Below are 23,189 nucleotides of genomic sequence, written 5' to 3' on the forward strand. Positions count from 1 at the left end.
TAGTCAAAACTAAGCAAAATACTTCCAAATAATTTTGAATTTTGAATTTTGAATTATTTTTTGGGTTCCCTCTATACACCGGGGGCGCTATTGATGTCCCTGTATTCCGAGGACAGGGCGGAATACCATCGCAGTTTTTATTCTGCTGACCCCAGATTATCGTTTCAGTCGTTTTCGATAATTCCTCATCACGATGCCTCTTCAAGGATTCACTCTCGTTAACCCACTGGTGGTTTTACCCTAGCGCTTCACCGACTTTACGACTTGTTGATGTCGCGCATTTAACCCTCTAGCTCTGAGACATTACAGTTACCTGTTATGCCCCTTCGGGCGGGTACTGGTATGGACATTTACCAGGAGTATTTCTGAGGTACTCACTCCAAACGTGCGACTGATAGTCGCACCAGTCCCCTTGCGGGGATTAGTTTAACGGAAAGGGTGGGGAATTGATCAAGAAATAGTTTCTGTTCTGTTTCAGTCCCCTTGCGGGGATTAGTTTAGCGGAAAGTATTCATGGATCAAGGGATAAATCTAGCTGTCCAGTTAATGTTTCAGTCCCCTTGCGGGGATTAGTTTAGCGGAAAGTCTAGTACGGCTCAGAGATATGAAGCTGATTTTGAGTGTTTCAGTCCCCTTGCGGGGATTAGTTTAGCGGAAAGTTCAGCAAATTAAGGATAGAATCATGGACTTCAAATTGTTTCAGTCCCCTTACGGGGATTAGTTTAGCGGAAAGTATGAATGATTACGGATGTAGCATGATGATTGGTTTCAGTCCCCTTACGGGGATTAGTTTAGCGGAAAGATTTTATGGGTGCAATACCCGCAACTAGTGAATTATTGTTTCAGTCCCCTTACGGGGATTAGTTTAGCGGAAAGGCTAGACTGAATATATCTACTATCCCAGCTTCAATGTTTCAGTCCCCTTACGGGGATTAGTTTAGCGGAAAGCCTTCTGTGGCACAGATGTACAAACGGATGGAAGGAGTGTTTCAGTCCCCTTACGGGGATTAGTTTAGCGGAAAGTTGTGAGTTGCTGGCTGAAGATGCGATCGCATACAAATGTTTCAGTCCCCTTACGGGGATTAGTTTAGCGGAAAGGCTGGCATAGGTAGCAGTGATTTTTTCATCTGTAAAGGTTTCAGTCCCCTTACGGGGATTAGTTTAGCGGAAAGCAAAACAGCGTAAAACGGTCTTAATCTCTTTTAGCGTTTCAGTCCCCTTACGGGGATTAGTTTAGCGGAAAGTTCTGTGTTTGCGCCCTGGCTACCTTGAAACAGTGGAAGTTTCAGTCCCCTTACGGGGATTAGTTTAGCGGAAAGGATTGTTTCCGCCATAGCCCTATTTTTGTATATGTATGTTTCAGTCCCCTTACGGGGATTAGTTTAGCGGAAAGAATTAGTAAATGCATATATTACATTGCAAACATGGTATGTTTCAGTCCCCTTACGGGGATTAGTTTAGCGGAAAGTAATTATCAATCAGGGTTAAACATACAGCTAGTAAGTTTCAGTCCCCTTACGGGGATTAGTTTAGCGGAAAGCCATCTGAAACATGGTCTAGAAGAGGATTCTAGAAGCGATTTTGGCAAAGGTGATCCAAAAAGTCCATTTCAGACTTCGGGAAATTGCCAACTGAAACTTATGAAACGCTGTAACTATTGAATTGTCAAGGTTCTGGCGATTTGGCAAACCCCCCAGGGTTTTTGACCTCGCTATAGGTCTGCCAAAAATCTTGGTTATGGGTCAATCATATAATGATTGTTTGCTCTTGTCTAGGTAGTTCAGAATCATCAGGGATAATTTTTTCGCCCTGGAGGTGAGAACAAAAATAGATAATGAAATCCTTGTATGGAGGGAATTTCAACCCTGTTATTTGTTCGATTTTCCTTGTACCCTACCATACAACAAAAGTTTTTCAGTATTCTTCTACACTGTGGCTTATTTGGGGTTTATTTGGTGATATAGTGTAGCACTATAGATAAGATAAAGTAAAAAGTGCTATAGCTGTGAAACAGAAGCCAAAACCAAGGATTGCTTTGCTTCGTGAAAAAGCAGGGCTAACCCAACTTGAATTATCCCGTCTTGTGGGCGTGACTGAAAGCACTGTCCAAAACTGGGAAAGTGGCAGAACTGGGACAGATCACATTCAAAGAATTATTAGGTTTTGCCAAGCCTTGAATTGTCAGGTGGAAGACCTAATTGAAGATATTAGTGAATCATCAACACAATCGCTGGTTGAGCCTGGTTCATTAAGTGAAATACATACTTTGTTAGGAACTGAAAAATCAGCCGCAGATCAGACTATTATTTCTGATCCTCAATTTGTTGAAGTAGACAAGCCAAAAGCAGATAATTCAGGTTTGCTCATGGGCTAAATTTTTATTGTTTATCGCTGTGAATTTTTGATCGTTTTTGTCCTGCCACAAAGTATCAATATTTACAAATTCATATCCCTGCTCTAGCAGTTTTGGAATCAGAATTTCTACTGTAGCAGCGACATCTTGCCCTCCACACACCCCATCATGTAAAACAATTAGTGAACCGTTCTTGACTTGTTTGAGAACTCTTTGCACTACAGTATTTACTCCCGGTCTTACCCAGTCTTCCGGTACAATACTCCACATGACGGGACGATAATTCCACTTAAGAAATAATTGCAAAGTTTGCGGTGTAAACAAACCGTTGGGAGGGCGCACATCCCCTACTTGTTCTGGTGTTAAATCACAAGCATTGTAAATTGCAACTTGAGTTTTAGCTAAACTTTCTTGGAGATGATTTGGGGAAAGTGTAGGAAAAGAGCGGTGATCGTAACCATGTAAACCAATCCAGTGTCCGCGATCGCATATAGCTTTAGCAATACTGGGGTAACGGTTGACGCAAACACCCAACCAAAAAAAACTAGCTGTGACATTGTAGCGGTCTAAGACAGCCAATAACTGGGGTGTGTATTCCGGATGGGGTCCATCATCAAACGTGAGTGCGATCGCCTTACTATAATGATTACCACTCCAAAGACAGTTAGGAAAACTAGGTTGGAGGAGGCGATAAAATAACGGGAACAGAGGTGCTAATTGCATCTGATGATTTTTCTATCTTCTCTTAGTCTACTTTAAAAATCGGCGTTGCTGAGTTGCTGATTCACAACATGAATATATATCCACAGCCAAATAGGTTAGGTCGGATCTTAACCCAGTTCCCAATCCCCAATCCCCAATCCCCAGTCCCTAATCCCCAGTCCCTAATCCCCAATCCCCAATCCCCTTTATGCGCCTGTCATCATTGGATGTTTTTCGCGGTATTACCATTGCAGCTATGATTGTAGTCAACATGGCAGGAGTAGCAGGTAATGTTTATTCACCTCTAGCCCATGCAGATTGGCACGGATGTACACCAACTGACTTAGTATTTCCCTTCTTCCTGTTTATAGTTGGTGCAGCCATGTCCTTCTCTTTATCAAACCATACCGAAAAAGTATACTTGCGGATATTGCGCCGCGCCGCCATCCTCTTTGCTTTGGGTTTGCTACTGAACGGCTTTTGGAACCAAGGAATTTGGACTTTTGATTTAAGTAATATCCGCATTATGGGAGTATTACAGCGTATTAGTTTAACATACCTGCTTGCCTCCTTCGCAGTCCTGAAACTACCACCCAAAGGACAATGGATATTAGCAGGGCTTTTACTTATAGGCTATTGGCTTACCATGATGTATATCCCAGTTCCCGAATATGGCGCAGGTGTACTGACTCGCACAGGTAACTTTGGTGCTTATATTGATCGGTTAATTATTCCCCAAGCGCACTTATACGGCGCTGATGGCTATGAAAAATTAGGTGATCCAGAGGGATTATTTAGCACCCTTCCCGCCATTGTGAATGTTCTAGTTGGCTACTTTACAGGGAAATGGATACTCAAACAACCAGTACAAACACGTACCAGCATCGGGTTAGGATTATTTGGGATTGGTTGTTTAATTATTGGTTGGGTGTGGGGTGGAATATTCCCGATCAACAAAAAACTGTGGACAAGTTCCTTTGTATTCTTCAGCAGTGGTTGGGCTTTGCTACTGTTAGCAGCTTGCTATCAACTTATTGAAGTGCGACAAATCAAACGCTGGAGTCAACCTTTCCAAATTTTAGGATTAAATGCGATCGCCCTTTTCACAGCATCCATATTATTAATTAAAATCTTAGTGAGAACTCAAATCGGCACAGGTGAAACCGCCATCAGCACCTACAATTGGATTTACCAAAACATCTTTGCATCCTGGGCGGGTACTCTCAACGGTTCATTATTATTCGCCCTAGTCACCCTCTTATTTTGGTTAGCAATAGCTTATCTCATGTATCGCCAAAGCTGGTTTATTAAAGTCTAATACCAATTATTTGTGAGGCTGCATATTATTTTGACCCGCCTACACCACAAAAATCCGCTTCCCTCCTCGCCTACGGTGTACACACATCCTGACCCAAACAGATTTTTCAGCCCTAAAAACCGAATTTAACTCTAAATCCAGTTCCCCTCCTCGCTTGCGGCTATCCATTACCCGGATCTTTCTTAACAAGCCAAAGTTTTTACTGAGTTTACAGTCTTTATTAATACATAAATGATATTGCCCAACCTAAGACACTCAAAGCCAATAATAAAACCGTTAACCAATCGCCCCAACGCACATACAAAGTCTGAGTTTCCCGTTTGTATATGGTTTCTCCATGGGTTTCATAAGTGTTATATCCAGATAGCCATAAGGTTTTACCATGAGGATCTACAAAGGCTGAATATCCGGTATTAGTCGCCCTGACTGTCCATCTATCGGTTTCAATAGCCCGCATCATATCTAAGGCGTGATGCTGAAATGGCATAGATGCACTGTAATGAGCATCATTGGAAGCGCTGAGAATAAATTGCCCACCCGCAGCAGCTTGACGACGAAATAGTTCGGGAAATGCGGAGTCATAACAGATACCAACTATGGCGCGACCAAAGGGGGTATCAAATATCTGATTTGTTGTACCTGGTACTTGGTGGGCATTCAATGGTGATAAGCGTTGCACTATCCCCCCGAAAATCCCCTCAAAGGGTATATATTCACCTAATGGGACTAATTTGGTTTTGTCGTAACGGCTGAAAATTTCACCGTTACCAGTGAAGGTAAATAAACTATTTGTATAACTGCGTCCTGTTTGTCCAAATGCCCCAATCCACGCAACTACGCCTTTTTCTGCCACTGCTTGCACTAAGCTGGTGTTGGGTAAGTCTCGCTGAAAATATGGTAAGGCGCTTTCTGGGGTGAGGACTGCATCTACATCTTGATCTACTAAAGTGTAATATCCAGTGGTGTAACCTGCGATCGCCTGTCGCAATCCTTGGGGTATAAGTTTAATTTCGTTGGGAATATTACCTTGGATAATTCCGACTTTTAATGTGGCTTCTGGTGGTTGGGCGATGGGACGGGTGTATAGGTAAAAGCCCAGGAGGTGTAGGGTGATTAATATTGCTGCGGCGGAGGCTAAGTTTTTATTAACGAACCGCAGAGGCGCAGAGGAAGTCTTGGCGTTTATCCATGCTTCAGCTATGAAGCCATTGACTGCAACTATTGCGGCGGTGACTGTGTTCGCTCCGGAGAGTTGACCGAGGTGTAAAATTACTAGATTGTGAGGACTTTGGGTGTAAGCTAGGGAACTCCACCATAGGGGGCTTGCACTCCACAGGCTTTCTAAGGCGCACCATATCGCTGTACCAAATAGAACACGCTGCCAAGTTGTTTGCTTACCTAAACGAGTCATAGCAGCTGCCCAGAGGGTAACGAGGGAACCCCCGTAAAGGCTGATAAATGACCAACAAAACAGGGTAATTGCTAAACTCGGCAACCAAGGAACACCCAACCAATCCATTGGATGAATGCCAGTAATCCAGGATAGGGCGACTCCGTGATAGCCTACACCCCAGGCGAGGGCGAGGAGGAGGGGAGATGAGGCAGATGTAACAACTAATACCCACAGGGGAGCTAGGGCAATCCACGCCAAAAACCATGCACCGACAGGGGCTACTGTTAGCCCCATCGATACACCACTGGCTAAGGCGATGAAGTAAGGGAGTAAGGTACTGGACTTACGCAAAATCATGGAAAAACGAACCGCAAAGTACGCTAAGGACACAAAGAAATAAGAGTTCTAGAGAGTTTTTGCGTAAGTCTTGAGAGGCTGTTTGAGAAGTTTTGGGCGAATATAATTCACTACTACACAAGCAAAGTCCGCCTCTGAGGACTAACACAAAATTAAGATTATTAACCCACGGAGGTGGCCTTCCCTACGGGAAGACGCTACGCGTCATGTCTGTGTAGCCGCGACTTCTAGTCGCCAAGACGAGTAATAAATTAGACTTTTCAAACAACCTCTTAAGACAATTAGCTTCTCTCTGTATTTTTTACTCAGCTTCTTCCAGCACTTCCACATCATCAACTGCATCTGGAGGAACTATAGCTACACCGTTAATGGCATCTTCTTCATCGAGACGCTGCACTCTTACGCCAGTGGCTGACCGCGATTGTATGGAAATCGCATTCACTGCTTGACGGATAATAATACCGCGCTTTGTCACCATCATTATTTCATCATCGTCATTATTAACGATGCGTAAGGTGGCTAATTTGTCTTTGCCTTTACGGTTTTTGAATTTAGTAGCCATTAAACCCTGACCAGCCCGGTTTTGTAGTCGGAATTGGGCAACGGGAACACGTTTTCCATATCCGCCCATTGTAATTACCAATACCCAAGGGCCTATACTGCCGGTACTTACTACTTCTGCGGTTTCCTCCTGATTTTCGATTTCTGCGGTTTCGGTTTCTACGGCTTCGATTTCTACGGCTTCGGTTTCTACGGTTTCGGGTTCATCTGTATTTAAGGTGTCCAGAATTGCGGCTGGAAGTATATCCATTCCTACCAATTCATCGCCTTTCTTCAGTTTCATGGCTCTGACTCCACGAGTTGCTCTACTTAAAGGACGCAACTGTTCATGAGTACATCTAAAGTGAATGGCCATACCCAGACGAGAACCAACTAAGATGCTGTCCTCAACTCGCGCCCGTCGAACCCACCGCAGTTGGTCGCCTTCTTCGAGAGAAATGGCAATTAAGCCGTTAGCCCTGATGTTACTAAATGCGGCTAGTTCGGTTTTCTTAATATTGCCGCCTTTGGTGAGCATAACCAGATATTCTTCCCGGCTAAACTCGTCTACGGGGACAATTGAGGTGATTTTTTCTTCCCTGGGAATGGGCAGCATCTGCACAATGGCTGTACCGCGACTGGTACGGGAACTGACGGGAATTTGATAGGCTTTTAAGCAGTAAACGACACCGCGATCGCTAAAGAATAAAATACTGTCATGGTCGCAGCAAGTCAAGAAATGCTCAATGGTATCATCATCTTTGACCTTGGCGGCAGCTTTACCTCTGGTAGCACGGCTTTGAGCTTCAAAGGTGTTGACAGGCATTCTTTTGATGTAACCTTGCTCTGTCACGAGAATGATCGCTTTTTCATTAGCAATCAAATCACGCTCATCTATTTCGCCTTCTCCCGGTAAAATTACTGTGCGCCGGGGTGTAGAAAAGCTTTCTTTTAACTGAGCGATTTCAGTTTCAATGATTTCTAGTATCCGTTCTCGTCGCGCTAAAATATCCTGCAAATCTGCAATCTGCGTTTGTAAATCTTCGTGTTCTTGACGAATCTTATCTGCTTCTAGAGCAGTTAAACGCCGTAGTTGCATCTGCAAAATAGCGTCGGCTTGCACTTCTGACAGCCCGTAAGTTGTAATTAACTCTCCTTTGGCTGTGGGTGCATCGGGTGCATGACGAATTAAGACGATAATTGCATCTAACTGGGATAAGGCAATTAATAACCCTTGTAAGAGATGATCACGAGATTCGGCTTTTCGCAGTTCGTAGCGGGTGCGTCTGGTAATGGATTCGATGCGGAAATCTAGGAAGACTTCTAAGAACTTCTTGAGATTGAGGATTTCTGGTTTACCATTCACCAACGCCAGCATATTCGCCCCAAAGTTGGCTTGGAGTGGGGTTTGCTTGTAGAGGTTGTTGAGGACTACACGGGGATAAGCATCGCGTTTGAGTTCGATAACGATTCTCATGCCGTCGCGATCGCTTTCGTCGCGGATGTCTGCAATTCCCTCTAACCGCTTCTCATTCACCATATCAGCGATTTTTTCAATCAACGCCGCTTTGTTGGTTTGGTAGGGCAGTTCGGTGATAATTATTGCTTCCCGATCCTGTCGCCCTCTTTGTTCAACGGTTTCAATGGTGGCGACACCACGCATGGTAATGGAACCCCGTCCAGTGGTATAAGCTTCCCGAATGCCAGATGTTCCTAAAACCTGCGCCCCGGTGGGAAAGTCTGGCCCGTGAATATAGTTCTCCATTAATTCCAGATCGGTAATCTCTGGATTATGAATCAGGGCCACCAAACCATCAATTAATTCGCCCAAGTTGTGGGGAGGAATATTCGTAGCCATCCCCACGGCAATTCCGGAGGAACCATTGAGCAATAATTGGGGGATGCGTGATGGTAATACTGTGGGTTCTTGTTGGGAACCGTCAAAGTTATCGATGAAATCTACGGTTTCTGATTCAATGTCTTGCAGTAGAGACAGATTAGTTAAGGCTTGCAAGCGACATTCTGTGTACCGCATTGCCGCCGGCGGATCGTTGTCTACTGAACCAAAGTTACCATGCCCGTTGATTAGGGGCGATCGCATAGAAAAATCCTGTGCCATCCGCACCAAAGCATCATACACTGCGGTATCGCCGTGGGGGTGATATTTACCCAACACTTCCCCGACTACACGGGCGCATTTCCGAAACGGGCGATCGTGCATCAAACCCAGCTCGTGCATTGCGTAGAGGATGCGACGATGCACAGGTTTCAGACCATCCCTGGCATCTGGCAGCGCCCGACCCACAATAACACTCATGGCGTATTCCAGATAAGACTGGGACATTTCGTTCCGCAAGTCCGTCGGGATAATCCTCTCCTGTGAGGTTGTCATAACCTAAAAAACTCCAAAAAATGTAGATTTTAGCCCTTGCGCTTTACCAAGCGCCAAATTATTCTCAATTAATCTTGAATAATTGTCATATTTTGTTAACATTCTAACATATAGACTGGGATTTTGCCGAGCTACTAACTAGCTTCAACATCAGAACTTTAAATTTAAAAGTTAACATTTGATTTGGTGCTATATAAAAAAGATTATAAATTGGTTGAAATCATGTTTTTTTATCATACAAAATCACTGTTATCATGGCTGAATAGCTATCAATTTTGTTTATTTAAATTCCTGTTTTAAAATTTATTCATAATATTTATTCCCTAAATAATCATCAATTTTTTATATTCAGTTATTCCATGTTATTCAGATGAGGGAGACTGGGAAACGGTAATTTAAGTCCCCAGATAGTGTAAGTCTAGCCATAACATATCTTAAGGTTGATGTGAGTAGCTAGAGGAAATTGTCATGAATCCCATGAATCAGGAAAAAGTTCCCAAACCAGGGGAAAAATTGCATCCAGAAGATACTGCATCCCAATTAAGTCCAGAGGTGCTGGACATGATTAAACACCCTCCCAAAATGGATGATGTCATCCGAGGACAATCACCATCTGAACGTAGGGGTAATCCAGCTTTAGTACCGGAAATGCTAGAGCAACCAATTGATGAGACACTTGAGGATGATTAAGAATACAGTTAGTAGTCAGGATAGAATAACTTGAGTATTTTGCTGCTCATATATTTCTCCCTATGCTACCAGTCATTTATTCCCAGGAATTTCTAGATCACAAAACCGGAAAATACCATCCAGAAATGCCAGAACGCTTGACAGTAATCGTTAATGCCCTCAAGTCGTCAGCTGTGGCAGAAAAAATTTCTTGGCTGACACCTACCGCAGTATCAGAACGGCGATCGCTCATGGCTACACTGTTAAAAGCGCACACTTCAACCTATATCAACAAAGTTAAGGAAATTGCAGCCACTGGTGGGGGTTATTTAGACGGTGATACACGCATTTCTCCCCGCAGTTATGATGTGGCGTTGTTAGCGGTAAGTGCTTGGATGGATGGGGTCGATACTGTTTTAGCAACAGAAAACCCGGCTTTTGTCTTAGCACGTCCACCAGGACACCATGCTGAAAGTGATATGGGGATGGGATTTTGCTTATTTTCTAACGCAGCGATCGCCGCCTTATATGCCCTAGAACAACCAGGAATTAAGCGCGTTGCCATTTTAGACTGGGATGTGCATCATGGCAATGGGACTCAGGCGATCGTCGAAACTCATCCCCAAATTGCCTACTGTTCTTTACATCAATACCCCTGCTATCCCGGTACTGGGAAGGCTTCGGAAACCGGACTGCATAATAATGTTTTAAACCTACCTGTACCTCCTGGTAGTGACATCACTGTATATCAGCCACTCATAGAAAAAAAAGTCATCCCATTTTTAACTAACTTTCAAGGGGATTTACTGATTGTCAGTGCTGGTTATGATGCCAATAGGGAAGACCCTTTAGCCAGGATCAATTTAGAACCAGCAGATTATGGCTTATTTACTGATGCTTGTTTGGGAATAACCCCTAAAATTCTCTTTGGTTTAGAAGGTGGTTATGATTTTGCTTCACTTTCCCAATCTGTATTAGCCACCATTGAAAGCTGCTTAACTTAGCTTTTTTCCCTTCCCTAGTAACACTTGTGAGACTGCTATAGAAGAATACAGAGAAATCTAGACTGGATTTCTTGATGGTCTAATAGTCCCAAAACTTGATCGGGATTGTCAATTGCCGGGAGTTTCCCACATCCCACTTTGCCACATCTGAACACAGACACTAATTTTTTGAGCAAATTTCAGATGAAACGTGAAAACACCTGTGGGATTTTGACTAGGTTTTTGTCAAGTTAGGACATACTGCTCCCCAACCCATTACCTTGTTCTGCTCCAGCACGTTAGGATACTTAAGGCAGAGTTCCTAGTCAAACTATTATGAGCCAAATCGAACAAGCCCAATCCCAGTATGAAACCTTTACCCAATCAGTAGAAAGTATAATCATTAGCACAGTTAACTCAGCAGGTATACCCAATGCTAGTTACACTCCCTTCGTGATGGATGATGCTAAAAATATCTATATTTACGTTAGCGGTTTAGCGACACATACCCAAAATATTCATGTTAATCCTCATGTCAGTGTTTTATTTATTGAGGATGAATCTAAAAGTGATCAAATTTTTGCCCGTCGCCGGCTGAATTTTGATTGTACAGCAACTTTGATAGAACGTGAAACGGAGACTTGGAATCAAATTGTTGCCCAATTTAAAGAACGTTTTGGAGAACTGATTGAAGTTTTTCGCGGCTTACCTGATTTTCGGATTTTCCGCTTAACTCCTAACGGTGGTCGTTTTGTCATTGGTTTCGGGACAGCTTATCAGATTAGTGGTGATCAACTAGATAAACTAGTTCACATAACCGGCAATAAATAATTAAACTTGCGTAAATTTATGCTTCAGTTTCAACCTCCCGGCTTTGGGCATAAAGTTATTCATACATCGTTAGGGGCGATGGTTTACTATACTCAAACCACTGCACCTTGGTTAAATGCTGATGGGGAAGATTTACCACCTCTACTGTTTTTGCATAACTTTGGCGGTGGTGCTTCTGCTTATGAATGGTCTAAGGTTTATCCGGCTTTTGCAGCTACTCACCGAGTTTTAGCACCAGATTTAATTGGTTGGGGAGAATCGGCTCATCCAGTCCGAGATTATCAAATTAGGGATTATTTAACTACTATTGCCGAGTTTATCCGCCAAACTTGTCGTCAACCAGTGAGGGTGGTGGCTTCTTCTTTGACTGCTGCTTTCGTTATCCGTCTGGCTATTACCCATCCTGAGTTATTTCAGAGTTTATTTTTAGTCTGTCCTTCTGGGTTTGATGATTTTGGTCAAGGCGCTGGACGGAGAATCCCATTACCAATTATTAATTCCCCTTTGTTGGATGATGTAATTTACACTCTAGGGGCTAAAAATGAAATTGCTGTGAGAAATTTTTTGCAAAGCTTTCTGTTTGGGAAGCCAGAACGAGTTTCTCCAGAAATTGTGGCAGCTTATTTGACTTCTGCACAAAAGCCTCATGCTAAGTTTTCGGCTTTGGCGTTTTTACGGGGAGACCTGTATTTTGATTTGAGTTTGTATATCCAGCAGTTGCAAACTCCCACGGTATTCTTTTGGGGCGAGAAGGCACAATTTACTAATATTAAGCTGGGGCGACGTTTAGCTAATCTGAATACAAGGGCAATTCGGGATTTTCAGGCGATCGCAGATACTGGCATATTACCCCATCTGGAAACCCCAGAAGTGATTATTGGTCTACTGCAACGATATATGTGAATAAACTGTGCTGAATTTTTAAAACACGATAGTATAATTACTTACTAGTCTATACCCTGGGGATGGATAAGTCTTGAGGTAGAAGTTAAGACTCAGAGAATGTGTTTTTGCCGTACAATGGATATAACTCAGAATTATTTACACTAATTTCAAGGTAATTTACGGTTTAACGAGCAGTATTGATTCTACTTTCATGATCAACGCTGTTTGTGAACATAACCACATTACTCATATAATCTGAGTCAAATAAACCAAGCGTAACTAGAAATCCTCATCCCCATTAGGGATGGGAAAATTGTCAAATAACATATATTGTTAACATTAGTAAAGAATCTGAAAGGATTGGGGGAAAATAACTGCTATGAGTCGTGTAGGCGTTTTATTACTCAATCTCGGTGGTCCTGATAAGCTAGAAGATGTTGGGCCTTTTTTGTATAACCTCTTTTCCGACCCGGAAATTATTCGCCTACCGTTTCGCTGGCTGCAAAAACCCCTAGCTTGGTTTATTGCGTCACGGCGAACTACAACATCTCAAGCTAACTATAAGCAAATAGGCGGTGGTTCCCCACTCAGACGAATCACTGAAGCTCAAGGGGAAGCCCTGAAAGAACATTTAGCTGATTTGGGAAAAGAAGTTGATATCTATGTAGGAATGCGTTATTGGCATCCTTACACAGAAGAGGCGATCGCCCAAATTTCCGCAGATCAAATAGAACAGCTGGTAATTTTACCACTGTACCCACAATTTTCCATTAGTACCAGTGGTTCTAGCTTTCGGCTGTTAGACAAACTGTGGCGAGAAAAGCCAGAACTTCAGCCCATTGACTATACTGTAATTCCCTCTTGGTACCAACAGTCTAGCTATCTTCAGGTAATGGCGGAACTCATCGCCCAAGAACTCGATCAATTTGACAATCCTGATGCAGCGCATATTTTTTTCAGCGCTCATGGCGTTCCTAAAAGCTATGTTGAAGAAGCCGGAGATCCTTATGAACAAGAGATTGAGGAATGTACTGCTTTGATTATGCAGACTCTCAATCGACCAAATCTTTATACCTTAGCTTACCAAAGTCGTGTAGGGCCAGTAGAATGGCTCCAACCTTATACTGAAGATGCGCTGCGAGAACTCGGCGAAAAAGGGGTAAAAGATTTAGTTGTTGTACCCATTAGTTTTGTCTCAGAACACATTGAGACTCTACAAGAAATTGATATTGAATATCGGGAAATAGCCGAAGAGTCGGGAATTGATAACTTCCGCCGTGCTGCTGCTCCCAACACCCATCCAATATTTATTCAAGCATTAGCAGATTTGGTAATTGATGCTTTAGAAAAACCCAGTTTCAAACTTTCCCAAGCCGCACAAATCAAAAAAATGGTGAAAATGTACCCCCAAGAAAACTGGGAATGGGGTATGACCACCAGCGCCGAAGTTTGGAATGGTCGAATTGCGATGCTAGGCTTTATTGCTTTAATTATTGAGCTAGTTACTGGTCATGGTTTTCTGCACATGATTGGCATTTTACAGTAAATTTACTTATTTACGATGACTTACTTAGCAATTCTCAAATTAATGGGGACGCAAGACTTTGCGCCCCTATTTTATTAATATCATCCTTTGAGAAGATATAGCTGGGGAATGGGGAGTAGGGGAAGAAGCAGGGGAGTATGTCAAATTGCTTATGCGAATGAATAATCAGATATTATCTGAAAATAAATTTGGTATCAAGGTCTTGCTGTATCTAGGTTTGAAGCTAATTTATGCGTTTTTGTAACATGACTATCTACACACCTCGGCAAATCGCCCAAACCCTGATTATTTCGTTGAGGTGTGTCGATTGCTTGCTGTGTAAGGGTTTGAGGTATGTGTTTGATTAATTTTTCGGCTGGGTGTACAATCTTTTTTAGAGGTGTGTCGATTTGCGGTCTGAAACCTTTACTGGGTAAAGGCTGCTAGACGAACTCCCCACCGATTGGGTTAATTCGGAATAATTGGAAACTATAAACCATCTTCTCAAAGGCTGTAACGGTGCCTTCCCCACCGATTGGGTTAATTCGGAATAATTGGAAACTCCTGCGAACATTCTGCAATAGGAAGATATAACATTTGCCCCACCGATTGGGTTAATTCGGAATAATTGGAAACAAAAAAGCCCTCATCAATATGAGGGCTTTTTATTGGCCTACCCGTAAAATTATCTTGTTGTTCCAAAGTGAGTTACGATTACCACAATCATGTCACCCAACGCCTAACCCCTCGTCCGTTTGCCCTTGGCGTTTCCTTCGGAAAAGTTCATCCGGAGATGAGGAAGAAAAATCGTGGTACAAGCCCAACTTCTTCTCCCCTGCTCCCTGCTCCCTGCTCCCCTGCCTCTTCTCCCTGCCTAAATACCTAGTCGTTGATAAACCTGATCTAAATGACGCAGATGTTGCTGTGGGTCAAAACACGTTTCAATTTCTGCTGGGGACAGATTTTCAGTTACACGCGGGTTTTGAGTAATTAACGCGTGGAAGTCTCCTTCTGGCTTGTTCCAAGCAGTATGAGCGCTTTCTTGAACAATGGCATAAGCCTCTTCCCGGTTCATTCCCTTGTCTATTAAAGCCAGTAGAACTTTTTGGCTAAACACTACACCGCCGTAGCAGTTGAGATTCCGCGCCATATTTTCTGGATAGACCAGCAAGTTTTTTACCAATGCAGTGATTTCTACCAGCATAAAGTGTGTCAAAATGCAAGCATCTGGCAAAATTACCCGTTCTACAGAACTATGGGAAATGTCCCGTTCATGCCATAAAGCCACGTTTTCTAGGGCTGCACCAGCATGACTTCTCACCAACCTAGCCATACCCGTTAGCCGTTCCGAACGGATGGGGTTCCGCTTGTGGGGCATAGCTGAGGAGCCTTTTTGACCTTTGGCAAAAAATTCTTCAACTTCTAAAACGTCTGTTTTTTGTAAGTTACGAATTTCTACAGCAAACCGTTCAATGGATGCGGCGACTAAGGCTAATTGTTGCACGTAGTCGGCATGGCGATCGCGGGAAATCACTTGAGTTGAGGCCGTATCAGCTTTCAGTCCCAGTTTTTCACAGGCGATCGCTTCTACTCGTGGTTCAATATTGGCATAGGTTCCCACAGCACCGGATATTTTACCCACGGCGATGGTTTCCCGGAGAACTTTCAGCCTTTCCTGATGGCGCAATACTTCCGCTAACCATCCAGCTAACTTAAACCCAAAAGTCATGGGTTCAGCGTGAATACCGTGAGAACGACCAATCATCACTGTATTACGGTGTTCCCGCGCCTTCAGGCGAATTACCTGAATCAACTCTTCCAAATGTTGAGATATGACATCCAGACTAGCAACTAATTGTAGTCCTAAAGCCGTATCTAGTACATCGGAACTGGTTAAACCCAGATGAATATAACGTCCAGCATCACCCACATATTCATTGACATTAGTTAAAAAGGCAATGACATCATGACGGACTTCCGCTTCAATTTCCAACACTCGCTTCGGGTCAAAATTCGCCTTAGCTTTAATTTCTTCAACTGCCTGAGAAGGTATATAACCCAGTTCAGCTTGGGCTTCACAAACTGCAATCTCCACCTGAAGCCAGGTTTTTAATTTGTAAGTTTCAGTCCACAGGTTGCCCATTTCGGGCAAAGTATAACGCTCAATCAACGTTCGCGGCAGAATACAACTGTCATATTCTACAGTTTAATTAGCCCTTGCATAACTATCAGTGGGCTAAAATTATTGAGGTGATGGTTCTTACTTGTGGTCTGCTGGCATTATCATGCGATAGCGCAAGCGCTGACTTGTCAGTTCGCCTGTTCACTACTTTAAGCGATAAGATAACAAAAGTTTGAGCGATGGGTTATCATCAAGTATTGTGGAATCTCCGTGCATCAACCCTAGCTTTTATGACTGCATCTAACTCTGAAACTCAACCAACAGCAAACCCTAAACCTGCTACACCTCTGGTTGATACTCAACTGGTAGACCGCAGTAAGCTGAGTAAGATGTATCAGCATTATGTGGAGGTGAAGGATAAATATCCTCATGCTTTGCTGCTGTATCGGGTGGGAGATTTTTTTGAAACTTTTTTCCAAGATGCTGTCACTGTCTCCAGAGAATTGGAACTTGTACTCACTAGTAAACACGGTGGGGAAGTGGGACGGGTGGCGATGACTGGTGTACCTCACCACGCTTGGGAACGCTACACAACCCAATTGGTGGAAAAAGGTTACGCAGTGGTAATTTGCGACCAAGTAGAAGATTCTTCGGAAGCGGTGGGTTTGGTGAAGCGGGAGGTGACACGTATCCTGACACCGGGGACTTTGCTGGAAGAGGGAATGTTAAAGTCTAGTCGCAATAATTACCTAGCGGCTGTGGTAATTGCGGTAAATCACTGGGGTTTGGCTTATGCAGATATCTCTACTGGGGAATTTCTCACCACTCAAGGAAGTAATTTAGAACATCTGACTCAGGAGTTGATGCGGTTACAACCTTCTGAGGTGCTGGTTCCCACTAACGCCCCTGATTTGGGTACGTTGTTGCGTCCGGGAGAAACTTCGCCCCATCTTCCCCAATGTTTACCCCCATCATTTTGTTATAGCTTGCGATCGCAACTTCCCTTTTCCCAAGGTGAAGCCAGATCCACATTATTGCAGAAATTTAAGGTGCGATCGCTGGAAGGACTCGGTTGTGATCATCTTCCTCTGGCTGTGCGCGCAGCTGGGGGTTTGCTGGAATATGTGGAAGATATGCAAAAAACTAACCCAGTATTCCTGCAAAAGCTACGCACCTATACCATTACTGACTATTTAATTGTTGATAATCAAACCCGCCGTAACCTAGAAATTACGCAAACGGTGCGAGATGGGACATTTCACGGTTCCCTGTTGTGGTCATTAGATAGAACTAGCACATCAATGGGCGGGCGGGCGTTGCGGCGGTGGTTATTACAACCTTTACTGGATATTAAAGGGATTCGGGCGCGACAAGATACCATCCAGGAATTGATGTCAAATACCCCCCTGCGTCAAGACTTGCGGCAATTATTACGGCAAATATACGACTTAGAACGCCTTACAGGTAGGGCTGGTTCCGGGACTGCGAACGCTAAAGATTTAGTCGCTTTGGCTGATTCTATCTCCCGTTTACCGGAATTATCCCGCTTAGTGGCGGAGGTGCGATCGCCTTTTCTCAAAGCTTTACAAAGAGTACCAGCAGAATTATCAGAATTAGCCGAAAAGTTACACGCCCACTTAGTAGAAGCACCACCCATACATATAAAAGAAGGCGGCTTAATTCGTGCAGGGATGAATCCCCAGTTGGATGAGAGAAAAGCCACTGTAGAAGCTGACCAACAATGGATTGCTAACTTAGAAGTGGATGAAAGGGCTAGAACCGGAATCCCCACATTAAAAGTAGGATTTAATAAAACCTTTGGTTACTACATTAGCATTTCCCGTGCTAAATCTGACCAAGTACCGGATAATTACATCCGTAAGCAAACTTTAACTAATGAGGAACGTTACATTACCCCAGAGTTGAAAGAACGAGAAGCGCGGATACTGACAGCGCGGGATGATTTAAATCAGTTGGAATATGAGATTTTTGTAGAGTTGCGCCAAGAAGTCGGAGAACAAGGGGAAATCATTCGGAATATTTCCCGTGCGGTAGCGGCCGCAGATGTGTTGTGCGGTTTGGCGGACTTAGCGGTACAGCAGGGTTATTGTCGTCCGGAAATGGTGGAAGGACGAGAAATTATGATTGTGGATGGTCGTCATCCGGTAGTGGAACAGTCTTTACCTGCGGGGTTTTTTGTACCGAATTGTACCCAGTTAGGGAGTAGTGAAGAAGAAAATACCCCACTCCCCGATTTAGTGATTTTGACTGGTCCCAATGCGAGTGGTAAGAGTTGTTATTTGCGTCAGGTGGGGTTAATTCAGTTGATGGCGCAAATTGGGAGTTTTGTGCCGGCGAAGTTTGCTAAATTGGGAGTGTGCGATCGCATTTTTACCCGTGTCGGTGCTGTAGATGACTTAGCTACAGGTCAATCTACCTTTATGGTGGAGATGAACGAAACCGCCAATATTCTCAATCATGCTACTGCCAAATCCCTTGTATTATTAGATGAAATTGGCAGAGGAACAGCAACTTTTGATGGTCTTTCCATCGCTTGGGCGGTAGCAGAATATATCGCCACGGAAATTCGGGCGCGGACAATTTTTGCCACCCACTACCATGAATTAAACGAATTGTCAAGTATTCTGCCCAATGTTGCTAACTATCAAGTGACAGTGAAAGAATTACCCGACCAAATTATATTTTTACATCAAGTCCAACCGGGCGGTGCAGATAAATCCTATGGTATAGAAGCCGGAAGACTCGCCGGTTTACCAGATGTGGTCATTCAACGAGCCAAACAAGTCATGGGACAAATTGAGAAACACAGTAAAATTGCTATGGGGTTGCGTGAAAACCTCTAAGTGAATCAAACAGAGTTGGTTAATTCGTCAATTAATTGCTTAAGTGATAAAGTGACAAGTATCACCCCAAAACCATATTCTACCGTGGCAAAATTCCAGTTTCAACCTGTTACGCCTACTACTGTCATGAAGGGAAAAATAAAATATAATCTATGATGCTAAAAGTTAGTTTTTTGTCAAGCATGAATTTTTGATTCAATTCCCTTCCTTCTCTATGGTGTTTCGTGCTTCTAAAGTGGTGAATTTCTGTTGGGTGTTAATATTGTTATAAAGTAATTTATTGTCAAGATGATTTACTGACCGGATAATTACTATTTAGGTGATTAGGGAATGTATGAATTTTGCAGGGAAGAATTACTAATTGATAACTTTGGTTACTTTTATCAGTTTTACAAATGTTCTAAATAAACGGCAATACTTATCAAAGTTTTGTTAGATTTTTGTTAAGAATAGTTACAACATTCTTAACACAAGGAAATATTTCTTATGGCAGCTTCACTTGAGAATAATGGACGACATAAAGTAGTAATCGTTGGTGGTGGTTTTGGTGGACTATATACAGCTAAGACGCTTGCTAAGGCCGATAATGTAGATATTACTTTGATTGATAAACGTAACTTTCACTTATTTCAGCCACTTTTATATCAAGTAGCCACAGGTACGCTATCACCTGCTGATATTTCCTCTCCATTGCGGGCTGTACTCAGAAAAAGTAAGAATACACAAGTGTTGCTGGGGAAAGTAAATGATATTGATCCAGAAGCTAACCAAGTTATTTTGGGTGAACAAGTAGTACCTTACGATACATTAGTTTTAGCTACAGGTGCTAACCATTCCTATTTTGGTCAAGATCAATGGAAAGATTTTGCTCCTGGTTTAAAAACTGTTGAAGATGCGATTGAAATACGTCGGCGGATATTCTCGGCGTTTGAAGGCGCAGAAAAAGAAGTTGATCCAGAAAAACGCCGGGCTTTGTTGAATTTTGTGATTGTGGGTGCAGGTCCCACTGGTGTAGAATTAGCGGGTGCGATCGCAGAGTTAGCATACAAAACTCTCAAAGAAGATTTCCGCAACATTGACACCGGAGAAACTCAAATTTTACTATTGCAAGGGGGCGATCGCATCCTTCCCGCTTTAGCACCAGAGTTATCCCAAGCAGCACAAGAATCTCTGGAACAATTGGGTGTAATTGTTAATACCAAAACTAGAGTGACAGATATTAACAACGATATTGTCACCTTCAAGCAAAACGATGAGATCAAAGTAATTCCCTCAAAAACTATCCTGTGGGCTGCGGGTGTTAAAGGTTCGCATATGGGGAAAGTGTTATCAGAACGTACAGGGGTAGAATGCGATCGCTCCGGGCGTGTAATCGTAGAACCAGACTTGACTATCAAGGGTTATAAAAACATTTTCGTAGTGGGAGACTTAGCTAACTTCTCTCATCAACACGGAAAACCCTTACCTGGTGTTGCACCAGTAGCTAAACAAGCTGGAGAATATGTAGCTAAACTGATTTTACTCCGCCTTCAAGGTCATACTTTACCACAATTTAAGTACAGTGACGTGGGTAGTTTGGCAATGATTGGGCAGAATTTAGCCGTGGTAGATTTAGGCTTAATCAAACTAAAAGGATTCATTGCTTGGGTATTTTGGCTACTAATTCATATTTACTTCTTAATCGAATTTGACACTAAAATAGTAGTAGTCATTCAGTGGGCTTGGAATTATCTCACTCGTAATCGTCGCTCTCGACTAATTACAGGAAAAGAAGCATTTGTGGAGATCCAAAACATTAACCCTAACAATCCTTACAAAGTGGAAGATAACAAAGAAGCCCTGAAAGTTTAGGATTTTTGTTTGTGGCTAATTCCACCATACTGAAACCCATCTACATACCCGTCAGTGATGGCGGGTTTAATATCTAGTAGAGAGCAGGCTTAAAACTCCTTTTTAATGGTTTTACATCATGTTCGCCTAATTAGTTCTAATTCCCACCTCTGTGCAAAAAACGTAAAATCCTCTTTCCCCCTGCTCCCTGCTCCCTGCTCCCCTGCGGCCTTAATGATAAGTCTTTCACCGAACATGATATTACCTGTTGCGATCGCGTTCTAAATCTGCAATTATTTGTTGCAAATACCATTCATCAGACATTCCCGGAAAATGTTCTTGCTTTTGATCAATTAATCGTTGGGCGATTTCCCAATATCCCCCCACTAACCGCAAAACTCGCTGACGCAGTAAATTATAGTCTTGCTGTCTAATTTCTGGGGTAGATTTTTGGATTCTCTGTAAACTACTTAATACTTGATGATAATTGTCCCAATCTTCATTTTCACAGAAAATTTGCGCTGCTTTTTGATAATCAGCAACTGCGTTTGGCATTTCTTCTAAACAAGTGTAGGCAAGACCGCGATTATAGTAAGCTGGAGCATAATCGGGATTAATTTGTAATGCTTGGCTGTAATCTTGAATGGCATCTAAATAATTACCACATATTCTGTAGGCGTTACCTCTAGCCACATATACTAAAGTATCTTGGGGTTGAATTTTTAATGCTTGATTAAAATCCGCCATCGCTCCTTGATGATCGCCTAACAGGGAACGAGCTTTCCCCCGATTGCGATAAACCACAGCATCCGTTAAATTTAGGGATAATGCTTGATTAAAATCGGCGATCGCATCTTGATATTTTCCCATTTTGCAATGTACCACTCCTCGGCAGCAGTAAGCGTGGGCATCTTGGGAATCAGCTTGTAATATCCAGTTTAAATCAGCGATCGCCTCCCGTGTATTTCCTTTCTCCGCCTTTTCTAATAACTGGGTAAAATATGCCTTGGTTGATAATATGGGCATATTATTAGAAATACTTGCCTCAGCAGTTTTTTTTTGTGATGGTTGTAACTCCTTAATTTTTTCCATACACAAACGACAACTGGCTGTATCCTTTTGTGCTAAATATAATTCAGCCGCCTGTTTAAAATTGGCGATCGCATCATTAATAAAACCCTGTTTCCGTCTAATTATCCCCCGCAAATGATGAGCCGGCGCATAATGATAATTTAGGCGAATGGCCATATCGACATCATGTAAAGCCCCTGGTAAATTTTTCAACCCTAACCGAGCCAAACCCCGACAATAATAAGCCTGCATACTCTCAGGATTCAACCTCACCGCTTCAGTATAATCAGAAACAGCTTGATGAATAGCACCAGAATCATAATAAGCCAAACCCCGGTGTAAAAAAGCATCAGCAAAATAAGGAGTTAACTGTACAGACTTGGTAAACTCCTCAATAGCGCCAGGGTAGTCCTTTTCCTGAGCCTTTTTCAGTCCCCGATCATAAAATTCATCACTCATAACGCCACTAGATATACATCCTACTTATATGTTAAATATTCCTGATCAACTTTGAGGATTAAGTAAAAATCTCAAATTTTCCGATGAACGAAGCACACAAGAAAAGTTTACAAAAGGGGTAAAAATTTAATGTATATTAACTAACAGCAAATAGGTTTAACAATGACAGACTGGCTTTACCGTTATCCAACCTTACATTCAGGAAAATTACTCAAACGTTACAAACGCTTTTTTGCGGATGTGCAGCTTGATACAGGAGAAATAGTCACAGCCCATTGTCCCAACACAGGGCCAATGACAGGAGTATCTACCATTGGTAGTGCAGTCCAAATTTCCCACAGTGATAACCCCCAGCGCAAATTAGCGTACACCTTAGAATTAATTCAGGTACATGACAACCAACCGACATGGGTAGGAGTGAATACCATGTTACCGAATCGCATTGTGAAGCTAGCCTTAGCCAAATACCTCTTCCCCGAACTGGGAGAATATAGCCAAATAAAAAGTGAAGTAGTGTATGGAGAAGACAAAAAAAGTCGAGTAGATTTTTTCTTAACAGGTGACGACAACCAACCCCCTATTTATTTAGAAGTCAAAAATACGACTTGGGCGCAAGGAACCTTAGCCTTATTTCCCGACACCGAAACCACCAGAGGACAAAAACACCTCAGAGAACTAACCGCATTATTACCCCAAACCCGCGCGGTCATGTTGTACTTCATCAACCGGGGTGATTGTAGCGAATTTGCCCCTGGTGATATGACAGACCCGCTATATGGTAAACTCCTAAGAAATGCGATCGCCCAAGGCCTAGAAATCTTACCTTGCCGCTTTGATGTATCTCCAGAAGGCATAAAATACATAGGGTTAGCCAAACTCAAACTCTAACACTCCT

At 42.8% G+C, this 23,189-nt stretch carries 15 protein-coding genes and 1 CRISPR repeat array; of the genes, 10 read left to right on the forward strand and 5 right to left on the reverse strand.

Features of this window, described 5'->3' with window-relative positions:
- Positions 1-400: 400 nt before the first annotated feature.
- Positions 401-1,540: a CRISPR direct-repeat array (repeat unit 37 nt; unit sequence GTTTCAGTCCCCTTACGGGGATTAGTTTAGCGGAAAG).
- Positions 1,541-2,005: 465 nt separating this feature from the next.
- Entirely contained in the window at positions 2,006-2,374 is a 369-nt protein-coding gene (locus ACM0OP_RS09090; RefSeq protein WP_414528081.1) for a helix-turn-helix transcriptional regulator, read from the forward strand.
- Here the strand turns inward: ACM0OP_RS09090 and ACM0OP_RS09095 are convergent.
- Positions 2,354-3,076, reverse strand: coding sequence for a polysaccharide deacetylase family protein (locus ACM0OP_RS09095; RefSeq protein WP_414528082.1), 723 nt, complete (start codon positions 3,074-3,076; stop codon positions 2,354-2,356). The two genes, ACM0OP_RS09090 and ACM0OP_RS09095, sit on opposite strands and share 21 nt — an antisense overlap.
- A gap of 187 nt (positions 3,077-3,263) precedes the next feature.
- On the opposite strand from ACM0OP_RS09095, the gene ACM0OP_RS09100 reads away from it, so the two are divergent.
- A complete protein-coding gene (locus ACM0OP_RS09100) occupies positions 3,264-4,373 on the forward strand; it encodes an acyltransferase family protein (RefSeq protein ID WP_414528083.1) in 1,110 nt (369 codons plus the stop codon).
- A gap of 220 nt (positions 4,374-4,593) precedes the next feature.
- On the opposite strand, the gene lnt is transcribed toward ACM0OP_RS09100, so the two are convergent.
- Both lnt and gyrA read right to left on the reverse strand, forming a co-directional pair.
- Positions 4,594-6,123 carry an apolipoprotein N-acyltransferase gene (lnt, locus tag ACM0OP_RS09105; protein ID WP_414528084.1) on the reverse strand — a complete coding sequence of 510 codons (1,530 nt, stop codon included), beginning with the start codon at positions 6,121-6,123 and terminating at the stop codon, positions 4,594-4,596.
- Between the two features lie 301 nt (positions 6,124-6,424).
- Positions 6,425-9,055 (reverse strand): DNA topoisomerase (ATP-hydrolyzing) subunit A, encoded by a 2,631-nt coding sequence (gene gyrA, locus ACM0OP_RS09110; RefSeq protein WP_414528085.1) that lies wholly within the window; start codon positions 9,053-9,055, stop codon positions 6,425-6,427.
- Between the two features lie 477 nt (positions 9,056-9,532).
- Between gyrA and ACM0OP_RS09115 the strand changes: the two genes are divergently transcribed.
- The 5 genes from ACM0OP_RS09115 (at position 9,533) to hemH (ending at position 13,969) form a co-directional block, all read left to right on the forward strand.
- On the forward strand, positions 9,533-9,745 hold the full coding sequence (locus tag ACM0OP_RS09115; protein ID WP_414528127.1) for a hypothetical protein: 213 nt from the start codon (positions 9,533-9,535) through the stop codon (positions 9,743-9,745).
- Positions 9,746-9,807: 62 nt separating this feature from the next.
- The gene (locus ACM0OP_RS09120) at positions 9,808-10,728 is read left to right on the forward strand and encodes a histone deacetylase family protein (RefSeq protein ID WP_414528086.1); all 921 of its coding nucleotides are present in this window, start codon (positions 9,808-9,810) and stop codon (positions 10,726-10,728) included.
- Between the two features lie 315 nt (positions 10,729-11,043).
- Positions 11,044-11,538, forward strand: a complete 495-nt coding sequence (locus tag ACM0OP_RS09125) for a HugZ family pyridoxamine 5'-phosphate oxidase (protein ID WP_414528087.1) — start codon at positions 11,044-11,046, stop codon at positions 11,536-11,538.
- Positions 11,539-11,556: 18 nt separating this feature from the next.
- Entirely contained in the window at positions 11,557-12,441 is an 885-nt protein-coding gene (locus ACM0OP_RS09130; protein ID WP_414528088.1) for an alpha/beta fold hydrolase, read from the forward strand.
- A 361-nt stretch (positions 12,442-12,802) separates the two neighbouring features.
- A complete protein-coding gene (gene hemH / locus ACM0OP_RS09135) occupies positions 12,803-13,969 on the forward strand; it encodes a ferrochelatase (RefSeq protein ID WP_414528089.1) in 1,167 nt (388 codons plus the stop codon).
- 853 nt (positions 13,970-14,822) lie between these two features.
- On the opposite strand, the gene purB is transcribed toward hemH, so the two are convergent.
- The gene (purB, locus tag ACM0OP_RS09140) at positions 14,823-16,118 is read right to left on the reverse strand and encodes an adenylosuccinate lyase (RefSeq protein ID WP_414528090.1); all 1,296 of its coding nucleotides are present in this window, start codon (positions 16,116-16,118) and stop codon (positions 14,823-14,825) included.
- A gap of 242 nt (positions 16,119-16,360) precedes the next feature.
- Here purB and mutS point away from each other — a divergent pair, with 242 nt between their 5' ends.
- A complete protein-coding gene (gene mutS / locus ACM0OP_RS09145; protein ID WP_414528128.1) occupies positions 16,361-18,934 on the forward strand; it encodes a DNA mismatch repair protein MutS in 2,574 nt (857 codons plus the stop codon).
- Positions 18,935-19,420: 486 nt separating this feature from the next.
- Positions 19,421-20,785: an NAD(P)/FAD-dependent oxidoreductase gene (locus ACM0OP_RS09150; RefSeq protein WP_414528091.1), complete on the forward strand. Its 1,365-nt coding sequence runs from the start codon at positions 19,421-19,423 to the stop codon at positions 20,783-20,785.
- A 240-nt stretch (positions 20,786-21,025) separates the two neighbouring features.
- On the opposite strand, the gene ACM0OP_RS09155 is transcribed toward ACM0OP_RS09150, so the two are convergent.
- Positions 21,026-22,294, reverse strand: a complete 1,269-nt coding sequence (locus tag ACM0OP_RS09155) for a tetratricopeptide repeat protein (protein WP_414528092.1) — start codon at positions 22,292-22,294, stop codon at positions 21,026-21,028.
- 162 nt (positions 22,295-22,456) lie between these two features.
- Between ACM0OP_RS09155 and sfsA the strand changes: the two genes are divergently transcribed.
- The gene (gene sfsA / locus ACM0OP_RS09160) at positions 22,457-23,182 is read left to right on the forward strand and encodes a DNA/RNA nuclease SfsA (RefSeq protein ID WP_414528093.1); all 726 of its coding nucleotides are present in this window, start codon (positions 22,457-22,459) and stop codon (positions 23,180-23,182) included.
- Positions 23,183-23,189: the final 7 nt, after the last annotated feature.

The sequence above is a fragment of the Nodularia chucula CCY0103 genome (assembly GCF_963923915.1).
GTDB classification, from domain to species: domain Bacteria; phylum Cyanobacteriota; class Cyanobacteriia; order Cyanobacteriales; family Nostocaceae; genus Nodularia; species Nodularia chucula.